The organism is Streptomyces sp. PA03-3a (assembly GCF_033792735.1).
Classification (GTDB): domain Bacteria; phylum Actinomycetota; class Actinomycetes; order Streptomycetales; family Streptomycetaceae; genus Actinacidiphila.
The window spans coordinates 37,886-49,842 of sequence record NZ_JARAVM010000039.1 but is presented as its reverse complement, the minus strand read 5'-3'; the positions used below and the strand labels follow the sequence as shown (position 1 = coordinate 49,842).

Below are 11,957 nucleotides of genomic sequence, written 5' to 3'. Positions count from 1 at the left end.
GATCGCGACGAGGGGCCCAGTGGCCGCTCGCGCCACTGGGCCCGCCCACATCCGCGGAGACCTCGCGCCCGGACCGCGCGATCAGGTTGCGGTCCGCGTCATGGTCCGCCCGTCAGTCGAGCGGTTCGATCCAGAGGTTCCTGAACCGCACCTTGTTGCCGTGGTCCTGGAGCCGGATGGCGCCGGCCGCGGCCGACTCCGCGTCGCCGCCCCCGGTCGGGCCGTCGACGGCGACGTCGTCGTGGACCTTCCGGCCGTTCCACACCACGGTGATCCTGGCGTCGTCGGTCTTCCTGCCCTCCGCGTCGAAACGGGCCGCCCGGAAGACGATGTCGTACGTCTGCCAGGTCTCCGGCGCTGTGGCGGCGTTCAGATCCGCGGCCTTCTTGTTGTAGATGGACGCGGCCTCGTTCGAGGCGAGCTGCGCCACACCGAAGGAGTCCAGGATCTGCAGCTCGTACCGGTCCTGGAGGTAGATGCCGCTGTTGCCGCGGTCCTGCCCGGTGACGTCGTCCGGGAGCTTGGGCACCCTGAATTCGGCGTGCAGCCTGAAGTCGCCGAAGGCCTGCTTGGTCCGGATGTCGCCACAGCACACCTCGATGGACTCCTCCGCGGAGTGCGGCCACTCGACGCTGCGGCCGTCGGTGTGCTGCCAGGCGGTGGCGACGCTGCCGCCGGAGAACAGGTCGACACGGCCGCCGGGTCGGCGCACCTCGATCATGTCGAGGTTGACGTGGCCGGTGTCCTCGGGCCCGTAGGTGTAGGTGATGGTGTTGCGGCCCTTGCGCAGTTCGAGCCGCTCGGACCGGGTGGACCAGCGGTTCCAGGCGCCGGTGGAGGGCAGGCTCGTCCGCAGCGGCTGACCGCCGTTGACGCTGACGCCGATGGTCTTGGTGCCGGTGAAGGGATGGGGGCCGTTGGCGTAGCGCAATCCCACGTCGTAGGTGCCCTTCTTGGGCGCGTCGACGTCGAAGGTCGCGGTGGCGCCCGGGGTGCCGAAACCGTCGACGAAGCCGCCTCCGGTGTAGCCGGCGTGCTCGGTGTCGATGTCGGCTCCCCCGGACAGCCGTGCCGACTCGGCGTCGTACGCCGTCACGGGTGACTCCGGGCCCGGACGGGCGTTCAGCGTGTACCAGGCCTCGGTGGACCACAGCTGCTCACCGTCGGACGAGGCGAACGGGCGCGGCGAGCGCACGTGCACCACCCGGTCGGTCTGCAGACCGGGGACGGTGATCCGCACCGTGCGGCGGTCGCCGGAGATACGGGCCGCCGCGACAGGCAGCTCCTCCTCGTCCACCTTCGGGCCCCCGTAGGCGGGGGTGGGGACGTAGCGCCACTGCTCGACGGTGTAGGCGCCGCTCGTCAGCTTGGCGGCGGTCTCCTCCGACAGGGGCTTGGTGTAGGTCAGCTCGAAGCCGTCCCGGGTGGCGCGCATGGTCTTGATGTCGAAGACGTTCGTGCCGTTCGGCGTGAGCTTCTGGAGTCCGAAGCGGAGTTTGCCTTCCTGGCCCCAGTTGCCGTCCGCGCCGAGGCCGCCCGCGTAGATCGCGCCGTCCGGTCCGGTGCTGATGCGGGTGATGCCGGCTTCCAGGCCCTGGGTGTGGCGGAACACCGCGCCCTGGTACTCGCCGTCCACCTTCTCCAGGTCGGCGCGCTGGATTCCGCCGTAGGTGACGTCACCGAAGAGCAGCTGTCCGGCGAAGGGCCCCTTCTTCAACAGCATCGGTGTGCTCGGCGAGTTGGCGATCTCGTTCTGCGGCAGCCACAGCACCGGCTTGGTGACCGCGCGGTCGTCGAACGGGCCGTCAGGGTTGGTGTAGTGGTTGAAGAACCGGTCCTGCTTGATGTGGACCAGCTTGGAGGCGGGCAGCCAGCCGCCCTGGTTGTCGGTGACGAAGAGCTCGCCCCCGGGACCCCGTCCGATCCCGTTCGGCGTGCGCAGACCGCCGGCCAGGTAACTGATCTTCCCGGTCTTCTTGTTCACCTTGATGGTGCTGCCGCGGTTCGCCGCAGGCTGCGGATCGGTCGTCGCGCCGCCGTAGTTGATGGCCACGGACAGGTTCAGATAGAAGTTCCCGTCCTCGTAGAGCAGGCCGAAGGCGAACTCGTGGAAGTTCCCTCCGTACGGCCACTCGGCGACCTTGCGGATCTCGTCGGCGCTGTTGTCGCCCTCGAGGTCGGACAGCTCGGTCAGCTGGTGCTTCTCCGAGACGTACAGCTTTCCGTCGACGTACTTGATCCCCATGGGCTCCTTCAGGCCGCCGGCGATCTTCTTGTACGTGACCCGCTCCGGACCGGTGTCACCCGTGACGTGATCGAGGACGTACACCGCGCCCTCGTCCACGCTGCTCCCGCCCCACGTGGTGACGGCGAGCCGGCCGCCCGGCAGCCAGTCCATCGCGGAGACCTGCGGCTCGAAGCCGGCAGGGCGCAGGTCGGTGAGGGTGTAGCCGGGGTTCACCGAGGTCAGCGGGAGGCCGTCGCCGGGGGTGTCGTAGCTGCCCTCGCACTCCTTGCGCCCGGGGGCGGTGACCCGGACGACGCCGGCGTCGGTGCTGAGGACGGAGTTCGGGACGACGGCGAAGTCGGCCGCGCCCGGCGGCTTCCACTGCAGGGTGACCTGCTGGCCGCCGCCGCGGTCGAAGTGGTCGATGTGCAGGGCGTGGTACCCGGGCGTGAGGGTGATCTCGCCGTCCTTGGGTTCCGCGCCGTGCAGCCCGTCGTGGTCGATGACCTGCTGACCGCCGATGAAGAGGCGGGAGCCGTCGTCGCTGATCAGCCGGAAGGTGTACGAACCGGCGTCGGGCACGTTGATGTTGCCGATGATCTGCGACACGAAGTTGTCGGTGAAACCGAAGCCGTCCGTGGAGGTCCAGTCGGCGGTGGGGATCAGCCTGTCGACGTTGGGGGTCTGGGCCGGCTTGAGGTCGCAGAGCTCGTCCAGCGGTGACTGGATGTCGAAGACGCGGAGTGTGACACCGGGCTCCTGGGGCGGCAGGTCGGCGAAGGGCCGCTCCTCCGCGCCGGCGGTGGCGGTGGCGAGACCGCTGGTGAGAAGTGCCGAGAGGAACAGCCCGGTGATTCTTCGTGTTCCGGGACGTTTGCTGCGGAGGTTCGGGTACTTGCGTGGCGACACTCTTCCTCCTGCTGGGCGCGCAATGCGGCGCGAGCGGGGGGTGGCCCGCGTCCGCGGAGTGGAGTCGTGCACGTACGGGTGGATCGCTGGCGTTGCGTGACCGTTGCCTGCGTGTTTCCGCGTGAAATCGACGCCCAGCGTACGAAGGTTGCACCGAACAGTCCACACTTTGTCCTCAACTGGGTAAAACTTCAGTGGGGTTGGCCCACTACGGGGGCTGTCGCGCAGGGCCGAGCGGCCGCTGCGCGCGGCGTGTTCGGCGGGGGAGTGGGCCTGAGAACGTCCAGGGCCGCCGCAGGGACCGGGTGTTCGCGGCGCAGTGGTGGTCCCGGTCGCATTTAGGATGGCGGGGCGGCCGAATGGACGGGCTCATGCCGGGCGATCCGAACAACGGAGATCGGAATGAAGGCGACGGTGGTCGAGAGCAAGCTGTTCCCGTGGCTCCGCGGGTGTCTGGCTGCCGGCCTCTACGCCGTGGCGGTGTTCATGTTGCTGCTGACTCTTCCGGCAGCCGTGGGCGAGGTGTCGACACCGACAAGCGATCCCGACACCGCGGCAGGCGCGGCCCTGTGCCTGATCCTCTCCACTGTGTCTCTCGCCGCGACTGCGGCGGTCGCCTACAGGTGGAGGGCGGTGCGCGTCGTGTGTCTGGCCCACCTTGCGATCGTCGTGGTGATCGCGACGCAGGTACCCAGTCCCTTCTGAGTCACGTGGTCACCGGTCGACGGCCGCCTCGGCACGCCCCGTCACGAGGGCCGGTCGACCGCAAGCGGGGCACGCGGAACCGGGGGCGCCGTCCGGGAATCAGGCGATGCATGCGTCAACCACCTTCATAATGGGACTTGTTGAGCGCGGCGTCATTGATCACGCCTACTCTCCGGTATCCGGACACATTCCCGTCGAGTGCACCGGAGAAAGCAAAACGGTGGCCCTTTTCCGCCCTTTTCGGCGTTGACATGGACACAAGATCTCTCCGCTAATGGACTCCCGGCGACCACAGAAGTCGCTGTCGAACCTTCATGACTCGGCGTTCCTGTGATGACTTGGGAGTCGGACGTTGCACGTACCACACATATCCGTTCCACCGCTGCGGCGGCGGATGTCCACCTGGCCGGCGGTGATCGTCACCGCCGCGATGGCCGTCCTGGGCATCCAGACGCCGTCCCAGGCCGCGGCGCCGTCCACAGCGAGTGCCACCGCCGCCACGACCGCTGACGGCCACGCGCCCTACGAGGCGGCGTGCGGCGCCGCCAAGAAGGGCGAGGCCACCTGCTACGCCCTGCGCCGCACCGATGTGAAGCCGTCCAAGGGCCTGCGGACCCAGGCGGCGCCGGGCGGGTTCGGCCCGGCCGATCTGCGCTCGGCCTACAACGTCCCGGCGGGCGGCGGAGCAGGGCAGACGATCGCCATCGTCGACGCCTTCGACGACCCCACCGCCGAGGACGACCTCGCTGTCTACCGCGAGCAGTACGGCCTGCCCGCATGCACCACGGACAACGGCTGCTTCACGAAGGTCGACCAGCGCGGCGGTACCGACTACCCGCAGCCCGACCCGGACTGGGCCGGGGAGATCTCCCTCGACCTGGACATGGTCTCGGCGATCGCCCCCGAGGCCCACATCCTGCTCGTCGAGGCCGACACCCCGGGATTCGAGGACCTCGGCGCCGCCGTCGACACGGCGGTGGCACTCGGCGCCAAGTTCGTCTCCAACTCCTATGGCACCGACTACCGCTTCGGCAGCGGTGAGGACCCCTACCAGACGACGGTGCTCGACGCCCACTACGACCACCCCGGCGTCGCCATGGTCGCCTCATCCGGCGACTTCGGTTACGGCGTCTCCTATCCGGCCGCGTCCTCCCATGTGACGGCGGTGGGCGGCACCTCCCTGACCGCCGACGGCGGGAGCGGCCGCGGCTGGTCCGAGACCGCCTGGGGCGGCGCGGGGTCCGGGTGCTCGCTCTACGTGCCCAAGCCGGCCTTCCAGAAGGACACCGGCTGCGCCAACCGCGCCGTCGCCGACGTGTCTGCGGTGGCCGACCCCGCCACGCCCGTCGCGGTGTACCAGACCTACGGTGGCGGCGGCTGGGCGCAGTTCGGCGGCACCAGCGCCGGTTCGCCCATCATCGCCGCGGTCTACGCCAACGCCGGCACCCCCGTCGCGGGCACCTACCCGAACTCCTACCCCTACGCGGCGGACGGGGGGCTCTTCGACGTCACCGCCGGGGACAACGGCACCTGCACCCCGGCCTACCTGTGCTCCGGCTCCGCCGGATACGACGGTCCGACCGGTCTGGGCACCCCCGACGGGCTGCGGGCCTTCCGGACCGGCCCGCACGGGACGCTGTCCGGCACCGTCACCGACCAGGCCACCGGCAAGCCGCTGGCCGGTGCCACCGTCGGCGCGGGAACCGGGAACGTCACACGCACCGGGGCCGACGGCGGCTACACCCTCGGCCTTCCGGTCGGCCACTACGACGTCACCGTCGACGCCTACGGCTACGCCGGCGGCACCGCCACGGATATCGACGTCACCGAAGACGGCGCCCTCACCCGGGACTTCGCGCTGAAGCCCGTCCCCAGCCAGACCATCTCCGGCAAGGTCGGCGACGGCTCCGGCCACGGCTGGCCGCTCTACGCCAAGATCACCGTGGACGGCGTCCCCGGCGGCCCGGTGTGGACCGACCCGGCCACCGGCGCCTTCACCCTCAGCCTTCCCGAGGGCCACGACTACACCCTCCACGCCGACGCGTCACTGCCCGGCTACACGACGGCGACCAGGTCCCTGACCGTCACCGACGCGCCCCAGTCGCTCCAGCTGCCCCTGCGGGCCGACCCCTGGAAGGCCACCGCACCCGGCTACGCCGTGCACCTGGACGGCGCCACCGAGCACTTCGCGTCCACCGACTCCGCCCCGCAGGGCTGGCGCGTCGTCAACGCCGACGGCAGCGAGGGCGGCTGGACCTTCGACGACCCCGAAGGGCGCGGCAACCAGACCGGCGGCGACGGAGCCTTCGCCATCGCCGACAACCCCACGATCGGCTCGCCCCACGACACGCAGCTGATCAGCCCCGCCTACGACCTGACCGACGCGACCGACCCCGAACTGGCCTTCGACGCCATGTACTTCGTGTCCGACGGCAAGGCCGTCTCGGTCGACGCAAGTTCCGACGACGGCGCCACATGGAAGTCCCTGTGGACCGCGACGGCGGGCTTCGCCGACCACGCCAAGGTCGAGATCCCGCTCGACGGCCTCGCGGGCAAGCGGGACGTCCGGGTGCGCTTCCACTTCGTCACCGAGTTCGCCTGGTGGTGGGGCGTCGACGACGTCTTCGTCGGCGACCGCGGCTACACGGCCACTCCCGGAGGACTGGTCACCGGCACCGTGACCGACGCCAACACCGGCGACGGACTCGTCGGCGCCGGCGTCACCGTCAAGGACGTGCCGGGGGCAACCGCGACGACCGTCGCGACCCCCGAGGACCCGGCACGCGGTGACGGGCTCTACCTCATGTTCTCGCCCGGCCTCGGGAAGCACGAGGTCAGCGCGGCAAGGCCGCGCTACACGGAGCTGAGCAAGACCGTCGGCATCGCGGCCGACAGCGTGGTCCCGGTCTCCTACGAGCTCAAGGCCGGCCAGCTGACCGTGACCCCGGACGCCGTCGGCGCCACCCTCGGCTGGGGCAAGTCCACCACGCGGAACATGACGGTCAAGAACACCGGCGGCGCGCCCGTCACCGTGACAGCGGGCGAACGGGCCGGGGGCTTCCGGCCCCAGGCCCTCGGCAGCGGCGCACCCCTGCAGACCGTCAAGGGGCACTTCTCCCCGCACGCGAGCAAGAAGGGCCCCGCCCCGTCCCGGTCGCAGCGCACCGCGGCACCGTCCGGGGACGCCTGGCAGACCGCCCCCAACCTCCCGGAGACCGTCCTCGGCAACGCGGTCGGCACCTACGAGGGCAAGGTCTACTCCGCCTTCGGCTACACCGGCTTCGACGTCAGCAACGCGATGTACGTCCTGGACCCCGTCGTCGGCACCTGGAGCCAGGTGGCCGGCGCGGCGGACCGCCGGGAGGCCCCCTCGGGCCAGTTCGTCGACGGCAGGTTCTACACCGTGGGCGGCTGGCTCCCGGACAGCACCACCGATCCCAAGCTGGAGATCTACGACCCCGTCGCCGACCGCTGGAGCACCGGGGCACCGGCGCCCGCGGCCTACGCCGGCCAGGGCAACGCGGCTCTCGACGGCAAGTTCTACACCGTCGGCGGCTGCGACGACCGCTGCGGCACCGTCGAGGCGTACTCCTACGACCCCGACACCGACACCTGGTCCCGGATCGCCGACTACCCCGAGCGCGTAGCCTGGGAGTCGTGCGGCGGCGTCAACGGCAAGCTCTACTGCGCCGGCGGCAACGCGGACTCCATCGGTGAGAGCAAGCACGCCTACGTGTACGACCCGGCCGCCGACACCTGGACGTCGCTTCCCGACCTGCCGATCCCGCTGTGGAGCTCGTCCTCCACCGCGGCGAACGACCGGCTCCTGATGACCAGCGGCATCAGCCACGAAGCCCTCACCAACCAGGGCTTCGCCTACGACCCGCAGGCCGGCGCCTGGACCGCCCTGCCCAACGCCGACGTGGCCACCTACCGCGGCGGCGCCGCCCTCGGCCTCTACAAGATCGGCGGCGGAAGCGAGCCGTACACCCCGAGCAGCACCGTGGAGTTCCTGCCCGGATACGACCAGGGCGGCACGACCGACGTCCCGTGGCTGAGGACGAGTACCCAGCACTTCACCCTGCAGCCCGGGGCGAGCACGACGGTCACCGTCACGCTGGACGCATCCGTGCCCGAGATCGCGCAGCCGGGTGACTTCACCGCGCAGCTGGCGCTGGACAACGACACCCCGTACGGGATGCGGAAGATCCCGGTGACCCTGCACGTCGACCCGCCGAAGACCTGGGGCAAGATCACCGGCACCGTCCGCGGCGTCCAGAGCGACGGCACCACCAAGCCACTGGCCGGCGCCACCGTCGAGATCGGCAGCTGGGCCGCCGACTACTCGCTCAGGACGGCCGCCGACGGCACCTACTCCCTGTGGCTGGACTCCCGCAACAACCCGCTGGACGTCATCGTCGCCAAGGACGGCTACCGCCCGGTGGCCACCACGATGAAGGTCAGGAAGGGGGAGACCGTCACCGGCGACTTCACGCTCAAGAAGCAGTAGGGAGCACCCGCCGATCCGGCGGAAACGGAGGCGGGCCGGCCCCTCGGGGCCGGCCCGTTCCCGTCCCTGCCGTCCCCACCGGGGCGTCGAAATCGATCGGGTACCGGAACTGCCACGCGTTCTTCTCGGGCTTGGCCGGCTTGAACATCACCGGCAGCAGCGCGTCACGAACCATCCGCCCGACCGGGCCCGCGGCCTTGCGGGCGTTGGTGCGGGCCGTCTCCCTGACGATCCTCTCCACCCGGGGCCGGCGCAGCTCCTCATAGCGGGCCGGCGCCCGAGGCAGGGGCGGATCGCGCAGACAGCGGGCGAGTTCGACGGCGCTCTCCGCGGCGAGCGAGGCCCCCTGGCCCGAGCTGGAGGAGGGGCATGTGCCGCGTCCCCGGTCAGCACCATCCGGCCGCGACTCCAGCGCGCCGACCGCGGCAGACTCTCCGTACTGCCCGCGAACAGCATCGTCTCCGGGTCGGTGGCCGCCAGCATCCGCCCGGCCGGGGCACCGGCCCGGTGCCGTGGTCCTCTGACGCCCGGGCCCCGACCGGCCGGCCACGGCCGCTCCCACATGAACCGCCTCGCCGACGGCCCGAACGGCGTGAGCGAGACGGGCGCTGTGCCCGTGGCGCCGAAGCTGTCCCCGCCCGGTAGGTGCGGGCTCTGGCGGCGTCCGGCGTATCGCCGGTGGGCAGCCGTTCTGTCCGCCGCCGTCAGCATCCCGAGGTGGCGATCCTTGAGCTTTTTAGATTCTATATGTAATCTATATGTGCGTATGGTCCGATTGCCCGCAGGGATGTCCACAGGGCACCACCGGACATCCCTGCCGGTGTGCGGACGGGCACCATCCGCGGTCCCGCGTCCGGGCCCGAGGCCCAGGCCCCGTGCACGACGTGCCACCCGGCGAAGCAGAGAAGAAGGAATCGATGACCACGATTTTGATCACGACAGCCAACGGCGAGACCGGCCGACCGATGGTCGACTACCTGCTCAGGGAAGGCTTCCACGTGCGCGCCATGGTCCGCACGGACGACGAGCGGGCCCAGCGACTGCGTGACAAGGGAGCCGACGTCGTATTCGGCGACCTGCTCGACCTCCGCGACGTTCGCAAGGCCATGGAAGGCGTCCAGCGCGCCTATTTCAACTACCCGATCGGCGACGGACTGGTGGAGGCCGCCGTGATGTTCGCCCAGGCCGCCCGCGAGGAGGACATCGAGCTCATCGTGAACATGTCGCACTTCCAGTCCCGGCCGCACGCGCACAGCAAGGCCACGCAGAACCACTGGCTCTCCGAGCAGATCTTCCAATGGTCCGGAGTTCCCACCACTCACCTGAGGGTCACGTTCTTCATGCAGTGGCTGCTCTACATCTCCGGGCTGATCCGCTACGGCCGGTACGTGATGCCGTTCGGCAAGGAGAGCCGCTTCGCCCCGATCGCGGGCCGCGACATCGCGCTGACCGCCGCCAACATCTTCGCCTCGCCCGAAGAGCACGGCGGGAAGGTCTACGCCCTCACCGGCCCTGTGGAATACAGCCATGAAGAGCTCGCCGCGGAGGTCGGCCGGGTGCTGGGCAGGGACCTTCCGTACGAGCAGGTCACCCCGGCCACCTTCCTCGAGTTGCTCGGCATCGGGCATGACATGGCGAAGCTCAAGCACTTCGAGGCCGTGACGCTCGACCAGCAGGAGGGCCTTCTCGCGGGCATCAGTGACACGGCGCCGCGCATCAACGGGCAGCCGCTCACGACGGTCGAGGAGTTCGTCGACGAACACCGCTCGGCCTTCGAGCTCGACTACGGCAGGCCGGGCACGTAGTCGGCCGGCCCCGGGCGACTCACATGTCCCGATGGTGGCAACGACGTCATCGGTGTTCCGGGTTCGGGAAGTCGGGGCGGCAGCCGGCGTCCCACTCGGCGCGCTGGTTGCCGTACGCCGGGAATCCTCCCGCGCTTCGCAGCATGGCCGCCAGATGCAGGAGGTTGTAGGTCATGAACGCCGTGTTGCGGTTGGTGAAGTCGTTCTCCGGGCCGCCCGAGCCCGGGTCGAGATACGAGGGTCCCGGTCCTGCCTCCCCGATCCACCCGGCGTCGGCCTGCGGCGGAATCGTGTAGCCGAGATGCTGGAGGCTGTAGAGGACGTTCATGGCGCAGTGCTTGATCCCGTCCTCGTTCCCGGTGATCAGACAACCGCCGACGCGTCCGTAATAGGCGTACTGCCCTGCGTCGTTGAGCAGGCTGGAGCAACCGTAGAGCCGTTCGATGACGCGCTTCATCACCGAACTGTTGTCACCCAGCCAGATGGGCCCGCACAGCACGAGGACGTCCGCGGCCAGGACTCGCTCGAACAGGTCCGGCCAGGCGTCGTCGGCCCAGCCGTGTTCCCTCATGTCGGGCCACACGCCCGTCGCGATGTCGTGGTCCACCGCGCGGACCCGCTCCACCCGCACGCCGTGCCCGCGCATGATGCCCGCGCTCAGGTCGATGAGCCCGTCGGTGTTGCTGGTCTCCGGTGAGCGCTTCAGCGTGGTGTTGACGAACATGGCGCGCAGTCCTTCGAACTGCGGCACCTGTGCCGCGGGTGCGGTCGTCGGGTGGGTCGTCACCTGTTCCTCCCAGCGTGGGTCCCGTCCGGAGGACGCCCGGTGGGGAGCCATGTCCTCTTCGAGGAGGCTCACCCACACACGACGCCCGGGCAACCCGACGACCGGGCGTACCGCGCGCTAGCGCGGTGAGTGCTCGTCGCGGATCCGGGCGACGTATGCGGCGTCCTCGGCGTCGATCTCGGCCGCCTCCTGAAGGACCCGCTCGATACTGGCCCGCGGAATGACCACGGCTCCCGCCGTGTCGGCGAAGACGTAGTCACCGGGAGTCACGCACACACCGGCGATCTCTACCGTGACGCCGGCCGCGAACGGCATGATGGTGTCGCCGCCCCAGCGTGTCGCCTCGCCTTGGCACCAGGTCGCGAACCCGTGGTCGCGCAACTGGGCGAAGTCCCGCAGCCTGCCGTCCGCCAGCACTCCGGCCAGCCCGTGAAGGGCGACCCTGGACAGTTTCGTCCCCCCGCCGTGTGAGACGTCCCGATAGCCGCCGCTGGAGAGCACCAGGACCTTCCCGGCCGGGTCGTCGCCGACCGCCTGATCGAAGAGTTCGCCGAAGCCGGCCGCCGTCTGTGGCAGGTCGTCCCGGTAGGGCAGGTAGGCGAGAGTGGCGGCCGGCCCGAAGAGCGGCCTGGTGGGGTCGGGGCTGCACAGGGCGAGGATGTGCGCGCGGTGGTTGTGGAGGCGGCCCATGGCGTCCACCAGGGGCGCGCAGCCGAGCCGTGCGGCGGTGGCCGCGTACTCGCTGCCGTGATCACTGCTCATGCGTCTCCTCCTGGCCCGCTCGTGGTCTGTCCGCCGATGTGGGGCGCCGTGTTCCAGGCGTACCTCGGTCTCCTCGGGAGCGTCACGGACGAGCGCAGCCACCGGTTGTCCGGCCCGGGCGCATCGCCAGGCGCCCGCGGCGCCGCGCGGGTCGATACCCCGTTCGGGTGATCCCCGAGTCATGCGCCAGAGCGCGCATCCTGCCGGCGGCGCGGTTCAGCTGATCCTAGGACGGAATCGGGTCGCGCGCCC

6 protein-coding genes are annotated in these 11,957 nt (G+C 70.2%); 3 read left to right on the top strand and 3 right to left on the bottom strand.

All coding sequences use genetic code 11. The features are described from left to right. Positions 1 to 112 precede the first annotated feature (112 nt). Positions 113 to 3,136, bottom strand: a complete 3,024-nt coding sequence (locus PV342_RS34085; protein ID WP_500320054.1) for a 3-keto-alpha-glucoside-1,2-lyase-like domain-containing protein — start codon at positions 3,134 to 3,136, stop codon at positions 113 to 115. A 402-nt stretch (positions 3,137 to 3,538) separates the two neighbouring features. On the opposite strand from PV342_RS34085, the gene PV342_RS34080 reads away from it, so the two are divergent. The 3 genes from PV342_RS34080 to PV342_RS34070 all read left to right on the top strand — a co-directional run bounded on the left by PV342_RS34080 (position 3,539) and on the right by PV342_RS34070 (position 10,156). Next, positions 3,539 to 3,841 carry a hypothetical protein gene (locus tag PV342_RS34080; protein WP_400806004.1) on the top strand — a complete coding sequence of 101 codons (303 nt, stop codon included), beginning with the start codon at positions 3,539 to 3,541 and terminating at the stop codon, positions 3,839 to 3,841. A gap of 430 nt (positions 3,842 to 4,271) precedes the next feature. Next, positions 4,272 to 8,351, top strand: a complete 4,080-nt coding sequence (locus tag PV342_RS34075; protein WP_500320075.1) for a carboxypeptidase regulatory-like domain-containing protein — start codon at positions 4,272 to 4,274, stop codon at positions 8,349 to 8,351. Positions 8,352 to 9,268: 917 nt separating this feature from the next. Beyond that, positions 9,269 to 10,156: an NmrA family NAD(P)-binding protein gene (locus tag PV342_RS34070; RefSeq protein ID WP_500320052.1), complete on the top strand. Its 888-nt coding sequence runs from the start codon at positions 9,269 to 9,271 to the stop codon at positions 10,154 to 10,156. 46 nt (positions 10,157 to 10,202) lie between these two features. Here the strand turns inward: PV342_RS34070 and PV342_RS34065 are convergent, their stop codons facing one another. Next, entirely contained in the window at positions 10,203 to 10,880 is a 678-nt protein-coding gene (locus PV342_RS34065) for a flavodoxin family protein (RefSeq protein ID WP_391580077.1), read from the bottom strand. A 180-nt stretch (positions 10,881 to 11,060) separates the two neighbouring features. After that, positions 11,061 to 11,705 carry an RraA family protein gene (locus tag PV342_RS34060; protein ID WP_500320050.1) on the bottom strand — a complete coding sequence of 215 codons (645 nt, stop codon included), beginning with the start codon at positions 11,703 to 11,705 and terminating at the stop codon, positions 11,061 to 11,063. Positions 11,706 to 11,957 lie beyond the last annotated feature (252 nt).

What these genes read in the sequence shown, in the direction of transcription:
- PV342_RS34070 (WP_500320052.1), top strand. Translation starts at nt 9,269, where the DNA reads ATGACCACGATTTTGATCACGACAGCCAACGGCGAGACCGGCCGACCG.
- PV342_RS34060 (WP_500320050.1), bottom strand. Translation starts at nt 11,705, where the DNA reads ATGAGCAGTGATCACGGCAGCGAGTACGCGGCCACCGCCGCACGGCTC.
- PV342_RS34065 (WP_391580077.1), bottom strand. Translation starts at nt 10,880, where the DNA reads ATGTTCGTCAACACCACGCTGAAGCGCTCACCGGAGACCAGCAACACC.
- PV342_RS34075 (WP_500320075.1), top strand. Translation starts at nt 4,272, where the DNA reads ATGGCCGTCCTGGGCATCCAGACGCCGTCCCAGGCCGCGGCGCCGTCC.
- PV342_RS34080 (WP_400806004.1), top strand. Translation starts at nt 3,539, where the DNA reads ATGAAGGCGACGGTGGTCGAGAGCAAGCTGTTCCCGTGGCTCCGCGGG.